The following is a 25,688-nucleotide window of genomic DNA, read 5'->3' as shown; positions in this document are numbered from 1 at the left end:
CGCCATGCCCCGCGCGCAACCCATTGCAGCGCGCGAATGTCAGAGGGTCTGTAAGCCGGGTTCTGTCCACCCGCCGAAACGGGATAGGCGACCATTCCTCTCGGGCGACACTTGCGTGGCGCCTCCAGCAACCAACCCGGGCAGCGGGCCGGAACATACCCCGAAGCGCTTACGCGCTTCCTGCCGCCCCTATTCGGTCTTGCTCCCGGTGGGGTTTGCCATGCCGCTGCCGTTACCGGCCGCGCGGTGCGCTCTTACCGCACCCTTTCACCGTAACCCGGCCGAAGCCAAAGGCCGTCTGCTCTCTGTGGCACTGTCCCTGAACCCCTTGACCGAAGTCGCGAAGCCCGCCGGGCGTTACCCGGCACCGTCGTTTCCGTGGAGCCCGGACTTTCCTCGGCACGCTTGCGCGTGACGCGGCCGCCCGACCCTCTGACGCACCGCCCCTAGCGGCTTGTCGGCCGGCGTTCAATCGTCGCCTTGCGGCCGGGGCAGCAATAGCGCGAGCAGCAGCATCCGGCATTCGCCGTCGGCGATGCCGTCGATCATCTCGGGCCGGAACCGCCGCTGGAACGCGGTGATCGCCGCTACCGGATCGCCGACGTCATAGCCGAAGCGTTCAAGCGCCAGCAGGAACCCGGCATCGCTCCATCCCGGGTCCATCAGGTTGCGGGTCGGTCGCGGCAGCGCGAGGCGCAGGCGGGCCAGCCGGTTCCACGGAAACAGCTCGCCCGGATCCTGCTTGCGGGCAGGCGCGATGTCCGAATGGCCGACGACATTGCCGCGCGTGATCTGGTGCCGGTCCTTGATGGCGTGGACCAGCGGGATCAGCGCATCGATCTGTGCTTCGGGGAAATCGCGATAGCCGAATTCATGGCCGGGATTGACCAGTTCGATGCCGATCGACGCGCTGTTGATATCGGTGATCCCGCGCCAGTGCGACTTGCCCGCGTGCCATGCCCGCTTGTCCTCGGCGACCAGCCGGTGGATCGTGCCGTCCTCCTCGACGACATAATGCGCCGATACCTCCGCTGCCGGATCGGTCAGCCGCGCGATCGCCGATGCCGCATCGGTCATGCCGGTATAATGCAACACCAGCATCGTGACCGGCAGGCTGCGTTCGCCGAAATTGGGCGACGGCGTATCGATCATCTGCACGCGACTCTTTCCCCTCACGCCACTGCGTCCCGATTGCGGCGGGACGCGGGGAAAGGCAAGGTCAGTGCGCCGCCGGCCGGTACAGCCCGCGATAGCGTTCGGACGGCACGAGCGCCTCGGTATGGCCGATGACCGTCTCGCCCGCGCCCAGCACCAGCAAACCGCCCGGCCGCAGCACGGTCGCGATCCGGTCGAGCACCGCGCCGCGCGTGACCGGCGACAGGTACATCAACACGTTGCGGCACAGCACGATGTCGAACTTGCCCCCCGGCATCGGGTCGGCGATCAGATTCTGCTGGCCATAAAGCAAGCGGAAGCGCAGTTCCGCCTTCGCCTCCCACAGATCGTCACGCGGTTCGAACCACTGCATCATCCGCCGGATCGGCAGTCCGCGCTGGATTTCGAACTGGGTATAGCGTGCCGCCCGCGCCCGCATCAGCGCCCGCATCGAAATATCGGTCGCGCGGATTTCCGGCGGCAGGATGCCGGTCCGCTCGCTGGCCTCGGCGAACAGCATCGCCATCGACAACGGCTCCTGCCCGGTCGAACACGCCGCCGACCAGATGCGCAGCCGGCGGGGCGATTCTGCGACCATGTCGATCGCGGCCTGTACGACGGTGTCGAGCGTCGCCGCATCGCGAAAGAACGACGTTTCCTGGTTCAGCAGCGCATCGACCACCAGATCGGCCAACCCGTGCTCGCTTCCGCCCCGGTCGTTGATCCGCGCGACCAGTTCGTCGAGCGTGGTCAGCCCGCGCTCGCGCAGCATCGGCTGGAGCGCACTGTCGATCCGCCATGCGCGGCCGGCGTCGAGCTGTTGCCCGGTCCGCTGTTCGAGCAACGCGACGATCGCGTTCGCGGCGGGGCCGAGCGGGCCGGCGGGACGCGCGACGGTCATGCCGGCCGCCGCCGCCGCGCGACGAACGCACCCAGTTGCGCAGGCGTGCCGATGGTGTTGGCCAGCCCCGCCTCGGCCACCGCGCCGGGCATGCCCCACACGACCGAACTCGCCTGATCCTGCACCGCGACCACGCCCCCTGCCGCCCGGATATTGGCTGCTCCTCGCGCCCCGTCGCGGCCCATCCCCGACAACACGATCGCCAGCGCCCGCGCGCCGAACACCTGGGCCACCGAATCGAACATCGGGTCGACCGAAGGCATGCAGCCGCTGATCGACGGTGCCCGGTCGAGCCGCGTCGCCGCACCCTCGCTGGTCTGCACCACGCGGATATGCGCATCGCCCGGCGCCACGATCAGCCGCCCGCGCTGGATGCGCAGGCTGTCGCGCGCGACATCGACCGGTCGCCGCGCCAGCGCGGTCAGCTGCTGCGCGAAATATTCGGTGAACGTCCCCGGCAGATGCTGGGTAACGATGATCGGCACGTCCAGTTCGGACGGGATCGCCGCCAGCAACGGCGCCAGCGCATGGATGCCGCCGGTCGACGCGCCGATCGCGATGATGTCGAACACGTCGCTGCGCGCGGTGGCGGCGGTGCCGGTCGCACGCGGCACGGTGCGCATCACCCTTTCGACCAGGGCCACCAGCCGGGTGGCGAACCCGCCCGCCAGCGGCGAGGATTCAGGCTTGGCCAGCGTCGCCGCCGCCCCCAGCGACATCGCGTGACAGGCGGTCGGCGATCCGTCGGCACAGTCGCTCGATAACACAATCACCCGCACCCCCGGCGCCGCCGCCAACAGGTCGGGCAGCCCCGACAGGCCGTCGATACCGGGCAGGTTGATGTCGAGCAGGATCAGGTCGGCCGCTTCACCCGCCAGCCTGCCGGTCGCCTGCACGATGCCGCCGACCGCCGCGACGACGCGGTGGCCGGGGATCGCCTCGACGATGCGGGTCAGCACCGCACGGGTCACCGCCGAATCGTCGACGATCAGGACCCGCACGGCCGTTCCGTCCGCTGCGGCGGTTCGGGTGAACGGGGCGTTCACGACCTTTCGATGCGGATCAGGCGACGCCGACGATCTGAAGCTTGCTCTCCAGCGTCTCGCGATCGAACGGCTTCATCACATATTCGTCGGCACCGGCCTCGATCGCGGCGCGGATATAGGCCATACCGTTCTCGGTCGTGCAGAACACGACCTTGGGCTGCGTGCCGCCCTCGCTCTGGCGTAGCGCGCGCAGGAAATCCATGCCGCTCATCACCGGCATGTTCCAGTCGAGCAGAATCACGTCGGGCTGCGCCTTGGCACATTGGTCGAGCGCCTCGCGTCCGTCGCCCGCCTCGCGCACCTCGAACTGGAGCGTTTCGAGAATGTGCCGGGCGACCTTGCGGATCACCTTCGAATCATCGACGACCAGGCAACTCTTCATGACGATACCCCATGTTGGTACGGGCAAGTGTACGGTGTGTTCGTAAGCGCCGCGTTAATGCTCAGGCCGCGGCACGTGCCCCGTCCGCCGCCCGCGCGACGATCCTGGGCAGGTCGAGGATCAGGACCACGCGTCCCTCCTGCTCGATCAGCCCGTTGGTGATCGCCGCCCATGCCGCCCCCGGCAACAGCCCCGCCGACAATGGTTTGGGAACGAAGCGATGCGCATCGTCCAGCGCATCGACCAGCAACGCATAATGATGCCCGTCGACCTGCGTCACCACCGCGCGGCGGCGCGTCGCCATGGGCGCCAGCGGATCGAGCACGATCGCGGTATCGATCACCGTCACCACCCGGCTGCGCAACGCCGCCAGCCCGCGCACCGCGCGCGACGTGCGCGCGACCGGCGTGATCTCGCCGATATCGACCACCGATTCAACATGGTCGGATCGGATGGCGACGTCTTGACCGACGATCGTGGCGAGAAGGAACAACTCGGTCACGCTCAACCTCCCACCGCCATGCGCAACGCCCGCAGCACGGCTTCGCGGTCGTAGCGATAGATGCTGCCGTCGCCGATATCGGCAGGCGACGCCCGCAGCCGCACCACGGGCGAATCGGCAGCCGGCGCCGGCACCGCGACATCGGCCTGCGCCAGCACCAGCGTCGGGCGCTCGCCCTCGGCGACCCGCTCGACGATCTGATAGCCCGCCTGCTCCAACATCGGGCGCAGGAACGCACGCATCCACCCGCTGCCGCCATCGGCCAGCAGGCAGGTCGGCCGCCGCCGCGCGATCAGCGCCGACGCCGCCTCGCGCGCATGGCGTTCGAACAGCCATAGCGGATCGACCTGTTCGATCTGCTCGCCGTCCAGCAGCACGATGCCCGCGATTGGGCCGGCCACGTCGCCGACCGGCGCTAGTTCAGGCAGCATCACGATGTCGACCGCATCGACGATCGCATAGGCCACCTCCATCACCCCGTCGGTCAGGCGCAGCACCGTCGTCACCCGGTCGATCGCGCCGGGATTGCTCGCCTCGGCCGGCACGATCCGCCCGTCGATCGCCAGCCGGATGCGCCCTGCGCTCTGTTGCAGAGACCCGGCCTTGATGCGTTCGATCCGGTCGATCACCGCCAGCGGAATGACCCGCCGCCGCCCGTCCAGATCGTCGAACAGCAGCGCGGTGACGCGGGTGTCGGCCTCGGCCGCTTCCTCGGCCTCGATCTCGAGGTCCATCGCATCGGCAAAGCTCAAGCCGGCAGCCTGCGCCACTCCGGCGCAATCGAGCATCAGCATCGGCCGCCCGGTATCGGGCAGCGTCTGTCCGGCATAGAGGCCGGTCGCCATTACCGCCGGTGCCGCGGGCTTGACCACCAGTTCCTCGGTATCCAGCACCTCGTCGACCGCGATCGCGAAATCGCCTGCGCCGATCGACACTACTGCCAGCATCTTCGGGCTGGCGGGCTGGTCGGTATCGACCCCGATCACCTCGCACAGGTCGACCACGGGCAAACGCCGGTCGCGGATGCGGGCGATGCGATTGTCGCCCAGCTGGTCGACGCGGATGTTGGCGGCGCGTTCGTTGACGATCTCGCCAATCGTCTGGCGCGATATGGCAAAGCGATGCGCGCCCGCACGCACCACGATCGTCGACACGATCGACAGCGTCAGCGGCACCTGCACCGCGATGCGCAGCCCCCGCCCGGGCTTGTTGTCCAGCGTGATCCGGCCGCCGATCTGGTCGATCGCGGCGCGCACCACGTCCATGCCGACGCCGCGCCCCGAAATCTCGGTCGCGGTATCGCGCGACGACAGCCCCGGCGCGAATACCAGTTCGCAGCGCTGCCGGTCGTTCAGCTTGCGCAGCTCGGCCTCGCTGCGCTGCTTGCTCGCTGCCAGCTTGGCCATCAGCCGTTCGGTATCGATGCCGCGCCCGTCGTCGATGATCTCGATGACGATCTGGTTGCCCGATTGCCGGGCGGAGACGTGCAGCCGCCCGCTCTCGCGCTTGCCCGCCGCGCGGCGCTCCATCGGCGTCTCTACGCCATGGTCGATGGCGTTGCGCACCAGATGCACCAGCGGGTCGCGCATCACCTCGATCATCTCGCGGTCCAGCTCGACATCGCTGCCATCGACGGTCAGCGTCACCGCCTTGCCCACCACCGCCGCCGTGTCGCGCACGATGCGCGGCAGCGGCTGGAACAGCGTCTCGATCTTCTGCATCCGCGTCCGCGTCACCGCGTCACGCATATCGGCCACCGAACTCGACAGCCGCTCCAGCGCCGCCTCGACCGCCGGGTCGAGCGCGCTGTCGCGCAGCCGCCGGACCAGCTCGTTGCGGACCAGCACCATGTCCGACATGCCGCTCATCATCCGGTCGAGCAGGTCGACGTTCAGCCGGACGCTGCGCAGCGGCGCCCGGCCCGCCGCGATCGCCGCCGCCGCGACCGGCGTCGTCGCCGTGACCGGATTGCCGATCTTCGGCGTCAGCGCGGCGATCAGGTCGTCTTCGCCCTCGTCGGTCAGCGGCAGTCCGGCATCGATCGCCTCGACCAGCTCGCCGATCCGGTCGACGATCGCCAGCACCGCATCCACCAGCGCGCTGTCGGGCCGCCGCTTGCCGTCGCGCACTTCGCACAATGCGTCCTCGGCGGCATGGCTCAGCCGCGAGAGGCGCGGCAGGTCGAGGAAACCGCAGCTTCCCTTCACCGTGTGGACGAACCGGAAAATGGCATCCAGCCGGGCACGATCGTCGGGCGCGGCTTCCCACGCGACGATCTCCGACGACAACGCCTCCAGCGTCTCGCGGGTCTCGGCAATGAATTCCTGTAACAGATCGTCCATGCGGCCCCGCCCGGTTATGGACACGACCATGGCGCCGGATAGGTTAAGACGCGGTTAGTATGCTAACGGCCGAAACCTTCTCCCCTCCCTGACAAGGGAGGGGCCGAGGGTGGGTCGGCCCGCGAAAGAACGCTTCGCCAACCACACGCACCACCCGATCACCGCCCCGCGAACGACGCCCCGAACAGCAGCACCGGCGAATCGCTCGGTGACACCTGCAACGTCCCGCCACCCTGTTCGACCAGTTCGCGCGCAAGGCACGCCGCCGCCGCGCGCGGCGTCATCATTGCCGCATCACCCAGCAGCGCCCCGCGCAATTCGGCATCCAGCACGATGCGCGGCCCATCGCCCCGCACCGCGATATCGATACCGTTCGCCGTGACCTCCGCCCCGACGTCCAGCTGCCCGCCGCGTACCAGCGCGTCACCCGCGATCAGCGCGAGGTTCAGCAACACCTTCACTGCCGGCTTGGGCAGCGACGGCGCCTCCACCATCCAGCCGAGCTTCACCTTGTGATGGTCGCCGAACAGCCCTTCCAGCGCCGCACGGGCTTCGCGCGTATCGATCGAATCGCCGAAGCCACCGGCCGCGCCGAATGCGAGGCGAAAGAATTTCAGCTTGTTCGCCGATGCCCGCGCGCTGTCGGTCAACAGTTCCAGACAGCGGGCGCGCATGTCGGGATCGGTCTCGTCGGCCAGCAGTTCCAGGCCGTTGTTGAGTGCCCCGACCGGGCTGAGCAGATCATGGCACAATCGCGAACACATCAGGCTGGCGAATTCGGCTGGGCTGATGTTCAAAGCGGCGATCCCTGCGCTGCGGTGAACGTCATCGTCCGGCCGCTGGCGTCCATGTGCACTGCCCGGCAGCTTTTTTCAACGTGGCCGGCACCGATGACGTCGAAGGAAACGGGGTCGAATCGGCCGTGCCGTTCGCCGTTCGCGACCGCCTGCCACAGCCGTGCGGTACCGCCTCCGACAATCAGCCACAGTCGCCCGTCCGCCGCCGCCTGCGCCGCATCGGTCGCCGACGGATCGGCGCTGCCGCTCGGATGCGAATGATACCAGCCGAGGACCGCCGCCCCGCCGTTCCGTGCCTCGCGATAGGCGTTCAGAAGTGCCGCCGGGTCGATCTCGAAATGGCGGGCGGAATCGGCGGCGACGTTGCGGGCCGGTTCGGCGCGCTCGATCCGATCGCCCGTGCCGCGCAACAATCCGCAAACTTCGTGCGCACTTGCCGCCGCCTCGCACAGCACCGCGCGGATCGTTTCGCTTGTAAAACTGACCTTCATTCCCATCTTTGTAGGCAATGGACCGGGGGGTTTCCACGATAGAGGCGCGCATCACCGATGCAGCGCACGGGCTGCGGATCGACAAGGCACTGGCCGAGGTCGTGACCAACCTGTCGCGCGAACGGATCAAGGGATTGCTGGCCGCCGGTCACGTCGCCGGTCCCGACGGTCCGGTATCGGATGCCAAGCGGAAGGTGACGGCAGGGCAGCATTTCGTCATCACCGTGCCGGCGGCGGTGCCACTCGACACCGTGGCGCAGGATATTCCACTGGTCGTCGCCTATGAGGACGATCACCTGATCGTCGTCGACAAACCCGCCGGACTGGTCGTGCATCCCGCCGCCGGCAATCTGGACGGGACGCTGGTCAACGCCTTGCTCCATCACTGCGCGGGCAAGCTCTCGGGCATCGGCGGTGTCGCGCGGCCGGGAATCGTCCACCGCATCGACAAGGATACGTCGGGGCTGTTGGTCGTCGCCAAGAGCGATGTGGCGCACGAAGGGCTGGCGCGTCAGTTCAAGGATCACAGCATCGACCGCCGCTATTTGGCGATCGCGGCGGGTTTGGTGTCAACTTCGGCAGGAACGGTGGACGCACCGCTGGCGCGTTCCCCCAATGATCGCAAGAAGATGGCGATCGTCCGCTCACCCACCGCGAAACACGCCATCACTCATTGGCGTAAACTTCGCCAACTTCGGCAGGCGTCGTTGATCGAATGCCGGCTGGAGACGGGGCGGACGCATCAGGTCCGGGTGCACATGGCATCGATCGGTCATCCGCTGCTCGGCGACCCGGTCTATGCCGGGCGGAAACCGGCGCTCCGGGCCGAACTCGAAACGCTCGATTTCCGGCGACAGGCGTTGCACGCCGCACATCTCGGGTTCATTCATCCGGTGACAAAGAACGCTTTGGCGTTTGATAGCGATCTTCCGGCAGACATGCAGGAACTGTTGGATCATCTTCACGTATAGGTTCAGGCGATGCCGCGTTGCGGCAATGCCCACGACAAAGGGAGTTTTGACGATGGCAACTGGCAGCAACGTCCCGGCGACGATCCCGGCGCTTGGCGGCGAGGCGAGCCTCAACCGCTATCTCTCCGAAATCCGCAAGTTCCCGATCCTCGCGCCTGAGCAGGAATATATGCTCGCCAAGCGGTTTCAGGAACATGGCGATCCGGAGGCTGCGGCCCAGCTGGTCACTTCGCACCTGCGTCTCGTCGCCAAGATCGCGATGGGTTATCGCGGCTACGGCCTCCCAGTCAGCGAACTGATTTCCGAGGGGAACATCGGGCTGATGCAGGGCGTGAAGAAATTCGAACCCGATCGCGGCTTCCGCCTCGCCACCTATGCAATGTGGTGGATCCGCGCCTCGATCCAGGAATTCATCCTGCGTTCGTGGTCGCTGGTAAAGATGGGCACCACCGCCGCGCAGAAGAAGCTGTTCTTCAACCTGCGCCGGATGAAGTCGAAGCTCGACGCATTCGAGGACGGCGACCTTTCGCCTGAGCACCTCGCCAAGATCGCGACCGACCTCGGCGTAACCGAGGACGAAGTGACGTCGATGAACCGCCGCATGGCGATGGGCGGCGACACGTCGCTCAACGTCCCCATGCGCGAGGATGGCGAGAGCCAGTGGCAGGACTGGCTGGCCGACGACAGCCCGTTGCAGGACTCAGTCGTCGCCGAGGCGCAGGAGGCGGATGTCCGCCACGGCATGCTGGTCGAGGCGATGGACGACCTCAACGATCGCGAGAAGCACATCCTGACCGAACGCCGCCTGACCGACGATCCCAAGACGCTGGAGGAACTCTCGCAGGTCTACGGCGTCAGCCGCGAACGCGTCCGCCAGATCGAGGTGCGGGCGTTCGAAAAGCTGCAAAAGGCAATGATGCGCCTAGCCGGCGACCGCCGGATGCTGGCCGCGGTCTGACGCAACCGGGGGTGGCGGCGGCCCGAACCGCCGCCCCACCCCCATCGTCATCCCGGCGAAGGCCGGGATCCATAACCCATGCCGCCCGAGGCTCCTGCCGCAACTCCCGCGCCAGGGCCCAGCCACCCCAAACATCGTCCCGGCGAAGACTAAGGCAGCAAGTGGCGCCCCTCCCGCCGCTGCGCGGAGGTTCAGCCCGCGCGGACATAACGTCCCCTTGCCCAAACCCCTCACCCCAGCGTAGCGAGCCACCATGGCCGCCCGCACCACCCAACGCCCCCGCCGCCCCAAACCCGCTGCCACGCGCGAATGGGGCCGACGCATCCTCGGCTGGGCGATCAAGGCCGTGCTGGGCTTCATCGTCCTGTCGGTGCTGTGGGTATTGCTGCTCCGCTTCGTGCCCCCGCCGATCACCCTGACCATGCTTGGCGACGTGCCGACCGGACACGGCGTCACCAAATCGTGGCGCAGCCTGTCGAACATCGACGCCGACATGCCCCGCGCCATGATCGCCGCGGAGGACAGCCGCTTCTGCGGTCACAACGGCTTCGACTATGCCGCCATCGCCAACGCCGCCCGCCGCAACGCACAAGGTGGCCGTATCCGTGGCGGCTCGACCATCAGCCAACAGACCGCAAAGAACGTGTTCCTCTGGCAGGGCGGCGGCTATTTCCGCAAAGCGATGGAAGCGTATTTCACCGTCCTGATCGAAGCGCTTTGGGGAAAGCGGCGGATCATGGAGGTCTATCTCAACGTCGCCGAAACCGGCATCGGCACCTACGGCGTCGAGGCGGGGTCGCAACGTTACTTCAAGCACAGTGCCGCGAAACTGTCTGGCCGCGAAGCTGCGCAGATCGCCGCCGTCCTGCCTCTGCCCAAGAAGCGCGCCGGCATCGCGCCCGCCGGCTTCACCCGCCGCTACGCCCGCACGATCGAACGCCGCATCGGCATCGTCCGCCGCGAAGGGCTGGACCGCTGTTTGAATTGAACAGTTCGCTCGGTCTACGCCGTCATCTCGGCGGAAGCCGGGATCCATGGTAACGAAACGCCGGCGGCTTCGACGAACCGTTCGTATCCACGGATTCCGGCCTCCGCCGGAATGACGAAGCGGGTAACGTCACCCCAACCTGTGCCGGGATTACAAAAAAACTAGCAGGGCAACGAAGGCTTACTTCACAGCCTTCTCGACCGCATCGCCCGCCTTATCCGCCGCCGACCCGACGCTCTTCGCGGCCGACGTGACCGCATTCGTCCGCGCCGTATCGTTATTGGCGTTGTTCAACAGGAAATAGGCGCCGACGATGACCGCGATCAGCACGGCAAGCCCGATCAACAGCCCCCCACCCGATCCGCGCCGTTCGACGATCACGGTATGCGGCGCGCCATTGGTGGTGGTTTCGACACGATCATGGTCCATGGGACGATCTCCAACAGGGGATCGCCCAAGAACCGTCCGCCGAACCGCTTGTTCCAGCAGCGTTCCGAAGCCGTCAGAACGGCAGCTTGAACCCCGGTGGCAGCGGCAGGCCGCTGGTCAGCTTCGACATTTCGGTCGAACTCGCCGCATCCGCCTTTGCGCGCGCATCGTTGAACGCCGCGACGATCAGGTCTTCGAGCATCTGCTTTTCCGACGGTTGCAACAGCGAATCGTCGATATCGACGCCCAGGATGCGTCCCTTGGCCGAAGCCCGGACCTTCACCAGCCCGCCGCCCGATTGTCCGTCGACCTCGATCGTGTCGAGGTTCGCCTGCGCCTTGGTCAGTTCGCTTTGCACATTCTGCGCCATGGCCATGATGTCGTCGAGATTCTTCATCGCGCGATACTCCCGTCGCTGCGTTGCCAATGATCGAGGGTGGCGTCCGGAAACGCCTGTAACGCCGCCTGTACCAGCGGTGATTGCAAAACCTGTTCGCGTTCCGAATCCGCCTTGGCCGTTTCCTGCTCGCGCAAGGTAGGCGCTCCCGCCCCCTCGCCGATCAGAACGCGCCAATGGCTGCCGGTGATCCCTTTGAGCGCATTCTCGAGATCGCGCGCGAAGTCGGCGGGCAAGGGCCGCGATCCGCTCAGTTCGATCAGCTGCGGCTCCAGCCGGATCATTCGCGCGCAATTACGAAATTGTGCCTCCAGCGAATGGCGGCCATGTTTCGACAAGAGGTTCGCGACCTGCTCCATCGTCTCGGGCACCGGGTCGACCGCGACCTCTGCCGCCGCCGGGGCGGAAGGAGCCGAAGCAGGGGCCATCGCCGGCACCTGCCCCGCCGCCAGTTGCTTCGCCAGCGTGCCCGGATCGGGCAGCAACGATGCATGGACGATGCGCAGCAACGCCATCTCGCACGCCTCGATCGGCAGCGCCGCCCGCGACACTTCCTCATGCCCCTTCAGCAGCAACTGCCACAACCGATGCAGCATCGGAAACGACAGCGCGCTCCACGCATCGAACGCCGCGCGCTCCTCGGCCGACTGGCCCGGTCCGCGATCGCCGCCGACCTTGACGATCGTCACAGCATGCACGGTTTCGAGCAACGTCCGCAGCACCGCCGCCGGATCGACGCCCAGATCATATTGCCCGCGCAACGCCCGTAGCGCCCCCGCCGCATCCGCCTTGAGCAGCAGGTCGAACAGCCCCCGGATCGCCCCGCGATCCGACAGGCCCAGCATCTGCCGCACCGCATCGGCGCGCACGCCCTCGCCCTCCAGCCCGCCATGCGCGATCGCCTGGTCGAGGATCGACAGCCCGTCGCGCGCCGACCCTTCGGCCGCGCGCGCGATCAGTTGCAGCGCCTCCGGCTCGGCCTCGACGCCCTCCGCCTCGACGACATGCGCAAAATGCCCGGCCAGCAGGTCGGCGGGAATCCGCCGCAGGTCGAAGCGCTGGCAGCGCGACAGGACCGTCACCGGCACCTTGTGGACCTCGGTCGTCGCCAGCAGGAATTTGACGTGCGCGGGCGGCTCTTCGAGCGTCTTCAACAGCGCATTGAACGCCGGCGTCGACATCATGTGCACTTCGTCGATGATGTAGATCTTGAAGCGCGCCGACACCGCCGCATAGCGCACCGCTTCGGTCATCTCGCGCACGCTGTCGACGCCATTGTTCGACGCGGCGTCGATCTCGATCACGTCGATATGCCGCCCCTCGGCAATCGCCCGGCACGGTTCGCACACCCCGCACGGATCGATCGTCGGCCCGCCCTGCCCATCCGGTCCGATACAGTTCAGCGCCTTCGCGATCAGTCGCGCGGTCGAGGTCTTGCCGACCCCGCGCACCCCGGTCAGCAGAAACGCATGGGCAAGGCGACCGCGCTTGATCGCATTGCCGAGCGTCGTGACCATCGCATCCTGCCCGATCAACTGGCTGAACGTCTGCGGCCGATATTTGCGCGCGAGCACGCGATACGGCTGCGCGGCGGCAGGCTGTTCGGGCATGTCGAGGGCGAGGAGAGAGTCGGACATTGGGGGTGTCTTAGCGGGTGGCGGCGGCGGTGTCGCGTACCATCCATGCCAATGTCAGCGAGCTACTGATACCCCACGGTCGCATGTTCCTTCAATCGGAACAACGCTAAATTTTCGGCCTATCGCAACGGCCTGCGGTCAAAACCCTTGGCGGTACCGGCACTGACAGCCACCAATGCTAATAGTATTGCGGTTGATAAATGCCGCCCAAACAATATCGATGTAAGCATATAGACAATCAAGGCGAGACCGATGCCGGAACAGAAATATTTGAAGATCGCCACACGCATCTCCAAGACATTCTTGTTATGATCGCAAAGCAGGGTGCCATGCCTGAGCTGCCATCACAATTTTAAAATGCTATCGTAACAGACCGGAAGGCCCTCTACGCCGCCAAAGCCTCCAACGCCTCGTTCGCCTCCATCCACTTCGTCTCCGCCACCTCGATCTCGGTATCCAAACTAGCGCGGCGCTTCATCAACTGCGCCATAGTCAGCTTGGCCAGCGCCGGGATCGCATTCCCCGCCATCGCCGCGTCCAGCGCGTCACGCTGTTCGGTCAGCCGCGCCAGATCGCGTTCGATCGCTTGCGCATCCTTCTTCAGCACCTGCGCCTTTTCGCGCGCTTCGGCGGCGGCCTTGCGGTCGTTCTTCTTGTTGGCCTTGGCGGCCTTTTCCTTCGCCGAATTGCCGAGGATCAGCGCGATATAATCGTCGATCGTCCCGTCGAACTCCTTCGCGGTCCCCTCATCGACCAGCACCAGCCGGTCGGCCGTCGCCTCCAGCATGTGGCGGTCGTGGCTGACTAGCAGCACGCAGCCCGTATAGGCGTTGAGCGCCTGCACCAGCGCCTCACGCGCATCGACGTCCAAGTGGTTGGTCGGTTCGTCGAGGATCAGCATGTGCGGCGCATCCCGGGTAATCAGCGCCAGCGCCAGCCGCGCCCGCTCGCCGCCCGACAGCTTGCCGACCAGCGTGATCGCCTTGTCGCCCGAAAAACCGAACCGGCCCAGCTGCGCCCGGACGGCGGCCGGCGACGCGCCCTTCATCTGGCGCGTCATATGCTCCAGCGGCGTGTCGTCGGTGCTCAGCTCCTCCACCTGATACTGGGTGAAGTATCCGACCTTCATCTTGCCCGCGGCGTTCATGTCGCCGTCCATCGGCGCCAGTTGTGCTGCCAGCAGCCGCGCCAGCGTCGTCTTGCCGTTGCCGTTGCGGCCCAGCAGCGCGATGCGATCCTCGGGATCGATGCGCAGGTTCAACCGCTTGAGGATCGGCGTCTCGCCATAGCCGACGCTCGCCATGTCGAGCGTGATCAGCGGCGGGCGCAGTTCGTCGGGATCGGGAAAGTCGAACGACAGGCTGGGGTCCTCGGCCATCGCCGCGATCGGCTTCATCTTGGCAAGGATCTTCAACCGCGACTGCGCCTGCTTGGCGGTCGAGGCGCGCGCCGAGTTCTTCGCGACATATTCCTGCAGCTTGGCCCGCTGCGCCGCCTGATTGACGCGCGCTGCTTCCAGTTGCGCCAGCCGCTCGGCGCGCTGCTTCTCGAACGCGTCGTAACCGCCGGGATACAGCGTGATCTTGCCCTGATGCAGGTGCAGGATATGGTCGACGACGTTGTTCAGGAAATCGCGTTCGTGGCTGACGACGACGATCGTCGCCTTATATCCTTTCAGGAAATCCTCGAGCCACATCACTGCTTCGAGATCGAGGTGGTTCGACGGTTCGTCGAGCAGCAGCACGTCGGGCTGGCTGAACAGCAACGCCGCCAGCGCGACGCGCATCCGCCAGCCGCCCGAATAGCTTTCCAGCGGGCGCTGCTGCATCTCTTCGTCGAAGCCCAGCCCGACCAGAATCCGCGCCGCCCGCGCCGGCGCGCCGTACGCGTCGATCGCCAGCAGCCGCTCATGGATATCGCCCAGCCGGTCGGGATCGGTCACCGTCTCGGCGTCGTGCATCAGCCGTGCGCGCTCGACATCGGCCTCCAGCACCGTGTCGAACGGCGTCGCCTGTCCGGCGGGCGCTTCCTGCGCGACATAGCCGAGGCGACTGCCACGCGGCATCTCCGCCACGCCATTATCCGGTTCCAGCTGCCCGGCAATCACCCGCACCAGCGTCGACTTGCCCGCGCCGTTGCGGCCGATCAGCCCGACGCGGCTCCCCGGAGGCAGCGCCGCACTGGCATTGTCGAGGATCGTCCGCCCGCCAAGGCGCACCGTGATACCGTTCAGATTGAGCATGGCCGCGCGCCTAGCATTTTCCGCCGCGTTTGCGAAGGGCGTGGCGGAACGGCTGTCCTACAGCCCCGCGCGGGCGCAACATCCGCCCCGGCCGCACCGCACGCCCGCTCTTTGACATGTCGGTTTCACTGCCGGGCGAAACAGCTCCCCTCCCTGGCAAGGGAGGGGTTGGGGGTGGGTAGGCCGCTTGGTTGAGGTGACGTTCCCCCGCAGGCCGACCCAGCTTCGAGTAAACAGTGCCCCGCACTGTTTAGCTCATGCCGGGGACATGACCGACCCGAAGCTCTTATTAGGGAGGGGAGGAGTAGCCGCCTCCTGCAACCCGCTCGCAACAACTGCACAAACCCGAAAGTGTGAACTTAGTGAACTTTGGCCTGCTCAAGCCGCCGCAAACATCTGCCGTAACTCGCTTTTCACGATCTTCCCGTTAGCGTTGCGCGGCAGCACCGTGTCGGAAAAGCGCACCGCCACCGGCACCTTGAACCCCGCAAGCCGCGCACGGACGAACGCCTGCAATTCCCCCTCGCTGGCCGCGCAGCCGGGGCACAGATGCACCACCGCCACCGGCACCTCGCCCAGCACCCGGTCGGGCATCCCGACCAGCGCCGCATCGGTGACCGCGGGGTGGGCGTACAGTACATCCTCGACCTCGATCGAATAGATGTTCTCGCCGCCGCGGATGATGATGTCCTTGGCGCGGTCGACGATGAAGCAGAACCCCTCCTCGTCCAGCCGCGCCAGGTCGCCGGTACGGACCCATCCGTCGACGAACGTCTCGGCGGTCGCCTCCGGGCAATTCCAATAGCCCTTCACGATCATCGGCCCGCGCGCCCATAATTCGCCGACCTCGCCCACAGGCAGTTCGCTGATACCATAGGGCGACATGATCTTCAGATCGGCGACCGGTACCGGCGGCCCGCAACTGGTCGGGCGGTTCAGATACTCCTCGGCGCTGTGCTGGGTGACGGTCGCCATCGTCTCGGTCATGCCCCAGCCATTGCCCGGCATCGCGCCGAACACATCGTGGATCCGCCGCACCAGATCGGGCGCGGACGGCGCGCCGCCATATTGGACGACCTCCAGCGACGACAGGTCGTACTGGTCGCGGTCGGGATGCTCCAGCAACTGCCACGCGATCGTCGGCACCCCGCCGGTCACCTGCACCCGCTCGCGCTGGATCAGCGCCAGCGCCTGCGCCGTATCCCATTTGCGCATCAGCACCAGCGTCGTCCCGCTCGCCATCGCCCCCATCAGCGACGCGCTGCACGCGGTCACATGGAAGAACGGGATGACCAGCAGTCCGACCTTGGGCTGCGGCGCGGGCGGCGGCATCTCGCCCCGCCGCAACTGCGCCCGCGCCGCGATATAGGCGCTAGAGAAGATATTGGTGCACAGATTGCGATGCGTGCCCAGCGCCCCCTTGGGCTTCCCGGTCGTGCCGCTGGTATAGAAGATCGTCGCATCGTCCTCGGGCGCGATCGCTACCTCGGGCAGCGCGACGTCGGGCAGCGCGACGTCGGGCAGCGTCGCATAGTCCGCGCAACCGCCGATCACCTTCTCCAGCGCCCTGGCCGGCGCGGTCAACGGCTCGCGCGCCCGCGCCACGATCACGCTCTCCAGCGCCGGCATCGCGCCGTAATCGCCGCCCAACCGGTCGTGCCGCTGCCGATCGACGATCAGCATCTTCGCCCCCGAATCGGTCACGCCGAACGCCAGTTCCTGCGGGCTCCACCAAGCGTTCAACGGCACGCAGATCGCCCCGATTGCGACGATCGCGAAGAAGGCGACCGGCCATTCCGGCATGTTGCGCATCGCCAGCGCCACCCGGTCGCCCTTGCCGATGCCGCTGTCCTGAAGGTGCTTCGCCAGCGTCGCGATGGCGCGATACTGCGCCTCGTAGGTCACCCGCTGATCCTCATGGACCGTCGCCAGCCGCTCACCATGACTGCGCGAAAGGGCGACCAGTTGCGCAAGGTTCGCCGGTGCATTCTTCCAAATGCGCGTCGGCACGCCGCGGATCGTCTCGGTCGCCATTTCGAACGGTGCGCCCGGCGCGGTCAGCGCCGCCTGTACCTGCGCCATCGACATGCGCGGCCAATCGCCCCCAATGGAAATCGTCGCTTCGCCTGCCTGCAAGACACCGCTCCCGTTCGCCGACCCTAGAATATCGGGTTTGCCCGATAGGTCGCTTCCATGCAGGTTGTTATTGATTATCTATCCGTCAAAGGCAATAGAATGCGCCGAACACGTGCCGGTTTAGAAGGACCGGTATGGCAAAAGCTGGAGAAGGACCGAACATGTCCGTGAGCACCGAACGTCATGGCGACATCCTCGTGGCGATGGCCGACAACCCGCCGGTCAACGCATTGTCTGCCTCGGTCCGGCTGGGGCTGAAGGCCGCGATCGAGGAAGCGGCGGCCGACGACTCGGTCCGTGCCATCGTCATCGCCTGCGCCGGCAAGACCTTCTTCGCCGGCGCCGACATCACCGAATTCACCAAGCCGCCGGTCGAACCGCTCCTGCCGCAACTGGTCGACATGATCGAGGCTTCGGACAAGCCGGTCGTCGCTGCGATCCACGGCACCGCCCTTGGCGGCGGGTGCGAGGTCGCGATCGGCAGCCATTACCGCATCGCCGTCCCCAGCGCGAAGCTCGGCACGCCCGAGGTGAAGCTCGGCCTGCTCCCCGGCGCCGGCGGCACGCAGCGCCTGCCCCGCCTCGCCGGGGTCGCGGTCGCACTTGAATTGGTCGCGAAGGGCGATCCGATCCCGGCCAGCAAAGCCAAGGACGCCGGTATCGTCGACCGCCTCGCCGCCGAAGGCAATCTGCTGGAGGAAGCCATCGCCTTCGCCCGCGAAGTCGCCGATATCCGCCCCCTTCCGCGCACGTCCGAAAAGTCGGTTTCGCCCGACCCCGAAGCGGTCGCCGCCTTCGAAAAGGCCAATGCCCGCCGCTTCCGTGGCTATGAAGCACCCGCCGCCAACGTCGCCTGCGTGGTGAAGGCCAGCGAAACCCCCTTTGCCGAGGGGATCGAGTTCGAGCGGCAGCAATTCATGAAGCTGATGTTCTCCGTCCAGTCGGCGGCACAGCGGCACATCTTCTTCGCGGAACGCAAGGCGTCGAAGATCGACGGCATCGACGACGACATCGCCCTGCGCCCGATCAAGCACATCGGCGTGATCGGCGCGGGCACGATGGGCGGCGGCATCGCCATGAACTTCCTGTCGGCCGGCATCCCCGTCACGATCGTCGAGATGCAGCAGGACGCGCTCGACCGCGGCGTCGGCATCATCCGCAAGAATTATGAAGCGACTGCCGCCAAGGGCCGGATGAAGCCCGAACAGGTCGAGCAGGCGATGGGCCTGCTAACCCCCAGCCTGTCGCTGAACGACCTCGCCGATGTCGATCTGGTGATCGAGGCGGTGTATGAGGAAATGTCGGTAAAGCAGGACATTTTCGGCAAGCTCGACGCGATCTGTAAACCCGGCGCGATCCTCGCATCGAACACCAGCTATCTCGACGTCAACGTTATCGCCGCCGCGACCAAGCGCCCGCAGGACGTGCTCGGCCTCCACTTCTTCTCGCCCGCGAACATCATGAAACTGCTGGAGATCGTACGCGGTGATGCGACCGCCGACGATGTGCTGGCGACGGCGATGGCGCTGTCGAAGAAGATCCGCAAGGTCGCGGTGGTCGCCGGCGTCTGTCACGGCTTCATCGGCAACCGGATGCTGGAACCGCGTCAGGTCGAGGCAATGAAGCTGTTGATGGAGGGTGCCACTCCTGAGCAGGTCGACCGCGTCCATGTCGAATTCGGCATGCCGATGGGGCCGTTCCAGATGGCCGACCTTGCCGGCGTCGACATCGGCTGGCACCGCGATCCCTCGCGCATCGAGAATATCCGCGACGCCCTCGCCGCCGAAGGTCGCTGGGGCCAGAAGAAAGGTGCCGGCTTCTACGATTACGACGACAAGCGGCAGGCATCGAACAGCGCCCGCGTCGCCGAGATCATCGATGAGTTCCGTGAGCGGACCAACACCCCGCAACGCGAGATCACCGATCAGGAGATCGTCGAGCGCACCCTCTACCCGATCGTCAACGAGGGCGCGAAGATCCTGTCGGAGGGCAAGGCACAGCGCGCGTCCGATATCGATGTCGTCTGGATCTATGGCTATGGCTGGCCGCCCTATCGCGGTGGCCCGATGTTCTGGGCCGATATCGAGGGCGCGAAGAAGATCGTCGCCGGTCTCGAAAAGCACGGGTTCGACGTTGCCCCGCTGCTGCGCGAGAAGGCAGAGACCAGCGGCCGGTTCAACAAATGACCGACCTCGCGCAGTTCCGCGCCGACACCCGCGCATGGCTGGAGGCGAATTGCCCGCCATCGATGCGTGAGCCGGTCCGTTCCGACAAGGACGTGACCTGGGGTGGCCGCAATCCGACCTACGCCAACCCGGATCAGAAGCTGTGGCTCGACCGGATGGCGGCGCGCGGCTGGACCGTCCCCGACTGGCCGACCGCCTATGGCGGCGGCGGCCTGTCGCCGGCCGAAGCCAAGATATTGCGCGAGGAAATGGCGGCAATAAACGCCCGCAACCCGCTCTATTCGTTCGGTATCTCGATGCTCGGCCCGGCGCTACTGAAGTACGGGACCGAGGAACAGAAGCACGAGCATTTGCCGAAAATCGCTCGCGGCGAAATCCGCTGGTGTCAGGGCTATAGCGAACCCGGTGCCGGGTCCGACCTCGCGGGGCTACAGACCAGCGCGGTCGCCGATGGCGACGACTTCATCGTCAACGGACAGAAGGTATGGACCAGCTATGCCGACAAAGCCGACTGGATCTTCTGCCTCGTCCGCACCGACCGCTCGACAAAACAGGGCGGGATCAGCTTCCTGCTGTTCGACATGGCGTCGCCCGGCGTCACCACCCGCCCGATCAAGCTGATTTCCGGCAACTCGCCCTTCTGCGAGACCTTTTTCGACGATGTTCGCGTGCCCAAGGCCAATCTGGTCGGCGAACTGAACAAGGGCTGGGACGTCGCCAAATACCTGCTCGGCCATGAGCGCGAGATGATTTCGGGCATGGGGTCCACCGGCAACGGGCCGTTGATCGCAAAGGCCATCGAGACGATCGGCACCGACGATGCCGGCCGCCTCGCCGACCCGATGCTGCGGTCCGCCATCGCCAACTTCGACGTCCGCGCCCGCGCCTTTGCCGCCATGTCCGAACGCTTCCGCGACGAACTGAAGGCCGGCCACGCCCATCCCGCGCAGCCCAGCATGATGAAATATGCCGGCACCGAACTGAACAAGACCCGTCACGAATTGCTGATGGCGGCAGGCGGTTCGGACGCGCTCGAATGGGAAAGCGCCGACAGCGATCACGGCGCGGCGGCGCGCGCGTGGCTGCGGACCAAGGCGAATTCGATCGAGGGCGGCACGTCCGAAATTCAGCTCAACATCATCGCCCGCCGCATCCTCGACCTGCCGCTGCAATAACTGTCAGGAACACCAGCCATGCCCCTGTTTCTGAACGAAGATCAGACGATGCTCGCCGATACCGCCCGCGAGTTTCTGGGTGAAGCCGCCCCGGTCGCGCACCTGCGTTCCTTACGCGATGCCGACGATCCGACCGGCTTCGATCGCGGCCTGTGGGCCAAGTTCGCCGAGATGGGCTTCACCGGCATGATGGTGCCCGAAAGCGCCGGTGGCCTCGGCCTCGGCCATGTCGAGGCCGGCATCGTGCTGGAGGAGATCGGCCGCAACCTGTCGCCTTCCCCCTTCCTCACCACCTCGGTCGCCGCCGTCGCCGCGCTGTCGGGCACAAGCGCCGGCCAGAACTGGTTGCCGCGCATCGCTGCCGGCGAAACCATTGCCGCCCTCGCGATCGACGAGCGCGCCAAGCATGGCGACGCCATCGCGATGCCCGCCGAACGTTCGGGCAACGGCTTCCGCCTGTCCGGCACAAAGCAGTTCGTTGCCCACGGCCATGTCGCCGACCTGATCGTGGTAGCCGCGCGCACCGCCGGCAGCCACACGGATACCGAAGGCGTGACCCTGTTCGCGCTCGCCGCCGATACCCCCGGCCTGACCGCAGACCCCCGCCGCCTGACCGACAGCAGCATCGCCGCCCGACTGACGTTCGACAATGTCGAGGTTGATGGCGATGCGGTCATTGGCAGCGTCGACGACGGTCGCACCGTGCTGAACCGCCTGCTCGCCGCCGCGCGGTCCGGCGCGGCAGCAGAGTCGCTCGGTGTCGGCGAAGGCGCGGCGACGCGCACGCTCGACTACCTTCGCCAGCGCAAGCAATTTGGCCAGACCATCGGCAGTTTCCAGGCACTGCAACACCGCGCCGCGCATCTCTATTCCGAACTGGAGGTCGCCCGCGCGGCGGTGCTGAAGGCGCAGCAACTGCTCGACGAAGAAGCGGCAGACGCCGACACCGCCGTCTCGGTCGCCAAGGCGATGGCCGGCATGGCGTCGATGCTGGCGGTACAGGAAGCGGTGCAGATGCATGGCGGCATTGGCATGACCGACGATGCGGACATCGGCTTCTTCATGAAGCGCGCCCGCGTGCTGACCGAAATGTTCGGCGATATCGGCTATCACAGCGACCGCATCGCCCGGATCGGAGGCTATTGATGGAGCCGACGCCCGCTGATCTGGTCGCGGGGCTGGTCGAGCTGCTCGATATCGAGGAGATCGATACCGATCTCTATCGCGGCGCCCGCAATCCCGGCGGGGTCGGCCGCGTGTTCGGCGGACAGGTGATCGGACAGGCACTGCAGGCGGCACAACGCTCGATCGGCGGGGCGAAGATCGCGCATTCGCTCCACGCCTATTTTCTGCGGCCGGGCGACGAACAGCATCCGATCATCTACCGCGTCGTCCGCGACTTTACCGGCCGCAGCTTCGCCAATGCCCGCGTGATCGCGATGCAGCGGGGGCAGGCGATCCTCAACATGGCGGCGTCGTTCCAGTTGCCCGAGGAAGGCATGATGCATCAGGACGCGATGCCCGACGTGCCCCCACCCGAGGCGCTGCGATCCGATCGGGAGTTGCGCGAAGCGATGCAGGATCACATTCCCGACAAGTTCCGCCGCCTGTTCCTCCGCGCCCGCCCGATCGAAATCCGCCCGGTCGAGGCCGACCATCTGGTCGACCCGAGCCCCTGCGCGCCGTTCCAGAATTGCTGGTTCCGCGCCGTCGCACCGCTCGGCGACGACGCGACGCTGCACCGTGCAATACTTGCCTATGCCAGCGACATGATGCTCCTCGGCACCTGCATGCTCCCCCACGGCGTCCACTGGATGATGGACCAGGTACAGACCGCCAGCCTCGATCACGCGCTATGGCTGCATGAACCGTTCCGCGCCGATGACTGGCTGCTCTACACAACCGACAGCCCATGGGCAGGCCATGCGCGGGGATTCAACCGCGGTAGAATCTTCGCGCGCGACGGAGGGCTGGTGGCAAGTGTCGCGCAGGAAGGGTTGGTGCGGGTAAGGGGATAGCCTTCTCACCCCGGCTCGTGCAGCGGACACCCGTTGAACCGCTCGCGATACTGCGCCGAATGGTCGTACACCGGCTTGCGCACGCGGTTGACGCCACCCAAAGGTTGATGCGCCGCCAGCCCGGTCCACACGCTGAACCGCAACCCCTCGTCGACTTCGGCCACTTTTTCCGCCGCCCAGCTGTCCTGCGGATCGCAGCGCAGCGTCGCCACGGTCAGATACGGGCTGACGTCCTCGGGCCACGGCGTCGCCGCATCCTCGATCGGCTGTGCTTCGGGTTCGCGCAGCAACTGCACCCGCACTTCCCACTCACCGCGCACGTTTTTCGCTGACGCCTGCAAGTCCTCGCGGATCGCGTCTGGTCGACCGTTGGTATCGACCACCACATCGGTCAGCGCAGTCAGATCGGGCGATACCGGCACAACCTGATATTTCGCGACATAGGCCCCATGGCGGAACGGCGTCGCCGAGAAATAGGTCTCGCCCAGCGGATGGACGTTCTTCGACCCACCCATCGTCTTCAGCAACGTGCTCTCGGTGCCGACCGCCTCCAACGCCGCCTCGGCCCCGCGCAGGACATAAGACAGCGCCTTCTTCGCCCACTCCGCCTTGTCGGTGGTTTTTGCCAGCAGCTTCAGGTTGCCGGCGAACTTCTCCGGCGTGGGCGCGGCAAAGGCGGGTGCGTTGACCATGACGAAATCCTGCGTCCGCCCACCCGCTCCGGGCAGGCGTTCGCCCTCGACCCCCATCACCTTCCAAGCGAGACCGCGCGGCAGGCCGATCGCATCGTCGAGGATATCGCCGGGATTGGTCGAAAACCGCATCCACACCGGATAGACGCCCGGTGCAGCGAACAGCCCCTGCGCCAGTTCGGGCGGCAGGTCGTCGTGGACGCTCAATTCGGCCTTCAATATGCCATGCGACTTGGCGTGGACCGCGCGCACCGCCTTGCCATAATCCTTCGAGGTGGTCGTCAGGATCGTGTCAAACGCCTGCTCCATCTCGGCGACCGTCTCCGCCTCGTCCGCCGCGGGATGTTCGAGCGCGGCAGAGTAGCGCACCGGTGGTTTCAGCATGTCGGTCATGTCCAGCAACTCCTCGTTTTCACAACGACAAGCGCGGTAGCCGCCATTCGTTCCGGCAACTTACACGGCGGTACGCCCATAGTCCTGGCGCGTGAACGGATGGCTCGACGACAGTCCGCCATCGACCACCCAAGCCTGTCCGTTGACATAGCTCGCCTCACCCGAGGCGAGGAACAGGACGACGCCGGCAATCTCCTCCGCCTCGCCACCACGTCGCAACGGGTTGAGCCGGCCGATCCGCGCTTCCTTCCCCGACTGGCGGGCATGGTCGTAGACCATCGCCGTCATGCCGGTCTCGATCAGCCCCGGGCATACCGCATTCACCCGCACCCCCGACCCCGACAATTGCTGCGCAGCGGTCTGGACCAGGTTGATGACGCCGGCCTTCGACGCCGAATAGGCCGCCCCGCCCGCCCCCGATCGCAGCCCGGCGACGCTGGCGGTGCACACGATCGTCCCCCCGCCCGCCGCCGCCATTATCGGTGCGGCGTGCCGGATCGCCAGAAACGGTCCGATCAGGTTGACGCGCAATATCTCGGCCCAGTCCTCGGCGGATTGCTCGAACAGCCCGTCCAGTCCACCCGAAATGCCGGCATTGGCATGGACGATATCGATCCCGCCGAACCGATCGACCGCCAGGACCACCGCCGCCGCAACGTCCGCGTCAGCGCCGGCATCCATCGTACAGGCGACCGCCCGACCGCCTGCCCCTTCTATCAGCGCAACCGTCGCGTCCGCCTCGCTCCGGTCGCCACAGACGACGCCAGCGCCTTCACGTGCAAAGGCCAGCGCACAGGCACGCCCGATCCCCGATCCCGCCCCGGTGACCAGCACCGACTTTCCCGCAAACCGCATCACGCCCCCGCCTGTTCCGCAAAGTGCCACGCCGCCGCCGCCAGTTCGGGCACCCGTTCGGCCATTCGCGCCGCCTGTGCGCTCGACGCATTGCCGTCGCGCACCCGCTGCTTGATCCCCTGCACGATCCCGGCCAGGCGAAAGAGATTGTACGCGAAATACCAATCCAGCCCCGGCACACCGTCGCGCGCCGTCGCCGTGCGATAGCGGGCAACGACCTCCTCCATCGTCGGAATGCCGCTGTCCCCGCCACTCAGGCCCGCAATGCCCGACCGTCCATCGGGCTGCGTCATCCAGTTCATCAGCAGATAGGTGAAATCGGCCAGCGGATCGCCCAGCGTCGACAGTTCCCAATCGAGTACCGCCGCGACCTGCGCCCCGCCCTCGGCAAAGATCAGATTGTCGATCCGGTAATCGCCATGGACGATCGCCACCCGATCCTGCGCCGGCACCGTGCGCGGCAACCATTCGATCATTCGCTCGACATCCACCAGATCGTCGGTCTGGCTCGCGCGATATTGCCGCGTCCAGCGCGCCACCTGCCGCTCGAAATAATTGCCGGGCTTGCCATAGTCGCCAAGTCCCACCGCCACCGGATCGATGGCGTGGAGCGCCGCCAGCGCATCGACCATCGCCAAGTAATGCGCACGCCGTTCGTTCGGGGAGAGTTCGGGCATCGCCCCGTTCCAGATCGTGCGCCCCGCGACCCGCTCCATCAGATAGAAGGGCGCCCCGATCACCCCGGCATCCTCGCACAACGCCACCGGTCGCGGCACCGGATAGCCCGTCGGATGCAGCGCCGCGATCAGCCGATATTCGCGCTCGATCGCATGGGCGCTGGGCAGCAGCACGCCGAACGGCTTGCGCCGCAGCACGTAGGAGCCACGCGCCACGTCCACCCGATAGGTTGGATTGCTCTGTCCGCCCGGATAGCGCGTCACCGCGACCGGTGCTTCACCCAGCCACGCGGTCAGTCGGTCGAGATCGATATCCAC

The 25,688-nt window shown here is 66.4% G+C and carries 23 protein-coding genes and 1 other RNA gene; 7 read left to right on the top strand and 17 right to left on the bottom strand.

Annotation, left to right across the window (positions count from 1 at the left end):
- Positions 1-35: 35 nt before the first annotated feature.
- The 9 genes from rnpB to ASE59_RS01360 all read right to left on the bottom strand — a co-directional run bounded on the left by rnpB (position 36) and on the right by ASE59_RS01360 (position 7,616).
- Positions 36-436: RNase P RNA component class A (rnpB, locus tag ASE59_RS04665), an RNA gene on the bottom strand.
- 32 nt (positions 437-468) lie between these two features.
- Positions 469-1,152 carry an N-acetylmuramoyl-L-alanine amidase gene (locus tag ASE59_RS01395; protein ID WP_056451219.1) on the bottom strand — a complete coding sequence of 228 codons (684 nt, stop codon included), beginning with the start codon at positions 1,150-1,152 and terminating at the stop codon, positions 469-471.
- Between the two features lie 67 nt (positions 1,153-1,219).
- Entirely contained in the window at positions 1,220-2,056 is an 837-nt protein-coding gene (locus tag ASE59_RS01390; RefSeq protein WP_056451215.1) for a CheR family methyltransferase, read from the bottom strand.
- On the bottom strand, positions 2,053-3,057 hold the full coding sequence (locus tag ASE59_RS01385) for a chemotaxis protein CheB (protein WP_056451212.1): 1,005 nt from the start codon (positions 3,055-3,057) through the stop codon (positions 2,053-2,055). The genes ASE59_RS01390 and ASE59_RS01385 overlap by 4 nt, the downstream gene beginning before the upstream one ends.
- Before the next feature lie 61 nt (positions 3,058-3,118).
- A complete protein-coding gene (locus ASE59_RS01380) occupies positions 3,119-3,484 on the bottom strand; it encodes a response regulator (protein WP_056451209.1) in 366 nt (121 codons plus the stop codon).
- A gap of 61 nt (positions 3,485-3,545) precedes the next feature.
- Positions 3,546-3,986: a chemotaxis protein CheW gene (locus ASE59_RS01375; RefSeq protein ID WP_056451207.1), complete on the bottom strand. Its 441-nt coding sequence runs from the start codon at positions 3,984-3,986 to the stop codon at positions 3,546-3,548.
- Positions 3,987-3,988: 2 nt separating this feature from the next.
- On the bottom strand, positions 3,989-6,328 hold the full coding sequence (locus ASE59_RS01370) for a chemotaxis protein CheA (protein WP_056451205.1): 2,340 nt from the start codon (positions 6,326-6,328) through the stop codon (positions 3,989-3,991).
- 158 nt (positions 6,329-6,486) lie between these two features.
- Positions 6,487-7,125: a histidine phosphotransferase family protein gene (locus ASE59_RS01365; protein WP_056451203.1), complete on the bottom strand. Its 639-nt coding sequence runs from the start codon at positions 7,123-7,125 to the stop codon at positions 6,487-6,489.
- Entirely contained in the window at positions 7,122-7,616 is a 495-nt protein-coding gene (locus tag ASE59_RS01360) for a M67 family metallopeptidase (protein WP_082458006.1), read from the bottom strand. Before ASE59_RS01360 ends, ASE59_RS01365 begins: the two co-directional genes overlap by 4 nt.
- A 17-nt stretch (positions 7,617-7,633) precedes the next feature.
- Between ASE59_RS01360 and ASE59_RS01355 the strand changes: the two genes are divergently transcribed.
- The 3 genes from ASE59_RS01355 to mtgA all read left to right on the top strand — a co-directional run bounded on the left by ASE59_RS01355 (position 7,634) and on the right by mtgA (position 10,533).
- Positions 7,634-8,587: an RluA family pseudouridine synthase gene (locus ASE59_RS01355; protein ID WP_056451201.1), complete on the top strand. Its 954-nt coding sequence runs from the start codon at positions 7,634-7,636 to the stop codon at positions 8,585-8,587.
- Between the two features lie 52 nt (positions 8,588-8,639).
- On the top strand, positions 8,640-9,545 hold the full coding sequence (gene rpoH, locus ASE59_RS01350; RefSeq protein ID WP_055761109.1) for an RNA polymerase sigma factor RpoH: 906 nt from the start codon (positions 8,640-8,642) through the stop codon (positions 9,543-9,545).
- A 253-nt stretch (positions 9,546-9,798) separates the two neighbouring features.
- Complete coding sequence (gene mtgA / locus ASE59_RS01345; protein WP_082458005.1) at positions 9,799-10,533, top strand: monofunctional biosynthetic peptidoglycan transglycosylase; 735 nt, start codon at positions 9,799-9,801, stop codon at positions 10,531-10,533.
- 180 nt (positions 10,534-10,713) lie between these two features.
- Here mtgA and ASE59_RS01340 read toward each other — a convergent pair whose 3' ends face one another.
- The 5 genes from ASE59_RS01340 to ASE59_RS01320 all read right to left on the bottom strand — a co-directional run bounded on the left by ASE59_RS01340 (position 10,714) and on the right by ASE59_RS01320 (position 17,326).
- A complete protein-coding gene (locus ASE59_RS01340) occupies positions 10,714-10,962 on the bottom strand; it encodes a hypothetical protein (protein ID WP_056451199.1) in 249 nt (82 codons plus the stop codon).
- A 73-nt stretch (positions 10,963-11,035) separates the two neighbouring features.
- Entirely contained in the window at positions 11,036-11,359 is a 324-nt protein-coding gene (locus ASE59_RS01335) for a YbaB/EbfC family nucleoid-associated protein (protein WP_056401092.1), read from the bottom strand.
- The gene (locus ASE59_RS01330) at positions 11,356-12,996 is read right to left on the bottom strand and encodes a DNA polymerase III subunit gamma/tau (RefSeq protein ID WP_056451196.1); all 1,641 of its coding nucleotides are present in this window, start codon (positions 12,994-12,996) and stop codon (positions 11,356-11,358) included. The genes ASE59_RS01335 and ASE59_RS01330 overlap by 4 nt, the downstream gene beginning before the upstream one ends.
- Before the next feature lie 385 nt (positions 12,997-13,381).
- Positions 13,382-15,238, bottom strand: a complete 1,857-nt coding sequence (locus ASE59_RS01325; protein WP_056451193.1) for an ABC-F family ATP-binding cassette domain-containing protein — start codon at positions 15,236-15,238, stop codon at positions 13,382-13,384.
- Positions 15,239-15,616: 378 nt separating this feature from the next.
- On the bottom strand, positions 15,617-17,326 hold the full coding sequence (locus tag ASE59_RS01320; RefSeq protein WP_056452643.1) for a class I adenylate-forming enzyme family protein: 1,710 nt from the start codon (positions 17,324-17,326) through the stop codon (positions 15,617-15,619).
- 209 nt (positions 17,327-17,535) lie between these two features.
- On the opposite strand from ASE59_RS01320, the gene ASE59_RS01315 reads away from it, so the two are divergent.
- The 4 genes from ASE59_RS01315 to ASE59_RS01300 are packed head-to-tail and all read left to right on the top strand — an operon-like array spanning position 17,536 to position 22,753.
- Entirely contained in the window at positions 17,536-19,560 is a 2,025-nt protein-coding gene (locus ASE59_RS01315) for a 3-hydroxyacyl-CoA dehydrogenase NAD-binding domain-containing protein (RefSeq protein WP_156359817.1), read from the top strand.
- Complete coding sequence (locus ASE59_RS01310; protein ID WP_056451187.1) at positions 19,557-20,735, top strand: acyl-CoA dehydrogenase family protein; 1,179 nt, start codon at positions 19,557-19,559, stop codon at positions 20,733-20,735. Before ASE59_RS01315 ends, ASE59_RS01310 begins: the two co-directional genes overlap by 4 nt.
- Before the next feature lie 18 nt (positions 20,736-20,753).
- On the top strand, positions 20,754-21,881 hold the full coding sequence (locus tag ASE59_RS01305) for an acyl-CoA dehydrogenase family protein (RefSeq protein ID WP_056451184.1): 1,128 nt from the start codon (positions 20,754-20,756) through the stop codon (positions 21,879-21,881).
- Positions 21,881-22,753, top strand: a complete 873-nt coding sequence (locus tag ASE59_RS01300; protein WP_200913137.1) for an acyl-CoA thioesterase — start codon at positions 21,881-21,883, stop codon at positions 22,751-22,753. The genes ASE59_RS01305 and ASE59_RS01300 overlap by 1 nt, the downstream gene beginning before the upstream one ends.
- A gap of 5 nt (positions 22,754-22,758) precedes the next feature.
- Here ASE59_RS01300 and ASE59_RS01295 read toward each other — a convergent pair whose 3' ends face one another.
- The 3 genes from ASE59_RS01295 to ASE59_RS01285 are packed head-to-tail and all read right to left on the bottom strand — an operon-like array spanning position 22,759 to position 25,688.
- Positions 22,759-23,838 (bottom strand): catalase family protein, encoded by a 1,080-nt coding sequence (locus ASE59_RS01295; RefSeq protein WP_321163208.1) that lies wholly within the window; start codon positions 23,836-23,838, stop codon positions 22,759-22,761.
- Positions 23,839-23,898: 60 nt separating this feature from the next.
- Entirely contained in the window at positions 23,899-24,693 is a 795-nt protein-coding gene (locus ASE59_RS01290) for an SDR family NAD(P)-dependent oxidoreductase (protein ID WP_082458004.1), read from the bottom strand.
- On the bottom strand, positions 24,693-25,688 hold the full coding sequence (locus tag ASE59_RS01285; protein ID WP_235515598.1) for a phosphotransferase family protein: 996 nt from the start codon (positions 25,686-25,688) through the stop codon (positions 24,693-24,695). Before ASE59_RS01285 ends, ASE59_RS01290 begins: the two co-directional genes overlap by 1 nt.

Origin of the sequence: Sphingomonas sp. Leaf10 (assembly GCF_001421245.1) — a bacterium.
Classification (GTDB): Bacteria; Pseudomonadota; Alphaproteobacteria; order Sphingomonadales; family Sphingomonadaceae; genus Sphingomonas.
The sequence above is the reverse complement of the archived record's forward strand: the minus strand, read 5'-3'. Positions and strand labels throughout refer to the sequence as shown.

Bases quoted from the DNA above. Each gene is read 5' to 3' on its own strand.
- ASE59_RS01300 (WP_200913137.1), top strand. From the start codon at position 21,881: ATGGAGCCGACGCCCGCTGATCTGGTCGCGGGGCTGGTCGAGCTGCTC.
- ASE59_RS01335 (WP_056401092.1), bottom strand. From the start codon at position 11,359: ATGAAGAATCTCGACGACATCATGGCCATGGCGCAGAATGTGCAAAGC.
- ASE59_RS01325 (WP_056451193.1), bottom strand. From the start codon at position 15,238: ATGCTCAATCTGAACGGTATCACGGTGCGCCTTGGCGGGCGGACGATC.
- ASE59_RS01315 (WP_156359817.1), top strand. From the start codon at position 17,536: ATGTCCGTGAGCACCGAACGTCATGGCGACATCCTCGTGGCGATGGCC.
- ASE59_RS01370 (WP_056451205.1), bottom strand. From the start codon at position 6,328: ATGGACGATCTGTTACAGGAATTCATTGCCGAGACCCGCGAGACGCTG.
- ASE59_RS01340 (WP_056451199.1), bottom strand. From the start codon at position 10,962: ATGGACCATGATCGTGTCGAAACCACCACCAATGGCGCGCCGCATACC.
- ASE59_RS01310 (WP_056451187.1), top strand. From the start codon at position 19,557: ATGACCGACCTCGCGCAGTTCCGCGCCGACACCCGCGCATGGCTGGAG.
- ASE59_RS01360 (WP_082458006.1), bottom strand. From the start codon at position 7,616: ATGAAGGTCAGTTTTACAAGCGAAACGATCCGCGCGGTGCTGTGCGAG.
- mtgA (WP_082458005.1), top strand. From the start codon at position 9,799: ATGGCCGCCCGCACCACCCAACGCCCCCGCCGCCCCAAACCCGCTGCC.
- ASE59_RS01295 (WP_321163208.1), bottom strand. From the start codon at position 23,838: ATGACCGACATGCTGAAACCACCGGTGCGCTACTCTGCCGCGCTCGAA.
- ASE59_RS01330 (WP_056451196.1), bottom strand. From the start codon at position 12,996: ATGTCCGACTCTCTCCTCGCCCTCGACATGCCCGAACAGCCTGCCGCC.
- ASE59_RS01355 (WP_056451201.1), top strand. From the start codon at position 7,634: ATGGACCGGGGGGTTTCCACGATAGAGGCGCGCATCACCGATGCAGCG.
- ASE59_RS01320 (WP_056452643.1), bottom strand. From the start codon at position 17,326: ATGTCGATGGCGCAGGTACAGGCGGCGCTGACCGCGCCGGGCGCACCG.
- ASE59_RS01290 (WP_082458004.1), bottom strand. From the start codon at position 24,693: ATGCGGTTTGCGGGAAAGTCGGTGCTGGTCACCGGGGCGGGATCGGGG.
- ASE59_RS01395 (WP_056451219.1), bottom strand. From the start codon at position 1,152: ATGATCGATACGCCGTCGCCCAATTTCGGCGAACGCAGCCTGCCGGTC.
- ASE59_RS01305 (WP_056451184.1), top strand. From the start codon at position 20,754: ATGCCCCTGTTTCTGAACGAAGATCAGACGATGCTCGCCGATACCGCC.
- rpoH (WP_055761109.1), top strand. From the start codon at position 8,640: ATGGCAACTGGCAGCAACGTCCCGGCGACGATCCCGGCGCTTGGCGGC.
- ASE59_RS01380 (WP_056451209.1), bottom strand. From the start codon at position 3,484: ATGAAGAGTTGCCTGGTCGTCGATGATTCGAAGGTGATCCGCAAGGTC.
- ASE59_RS01390 (WP_056451215.1), bottom strand. From the start codon at position 2,056: ATGACCGTCGCGCGTCCCGCCGGCCCGCTCGGCCCCGCCGCGAACGCG.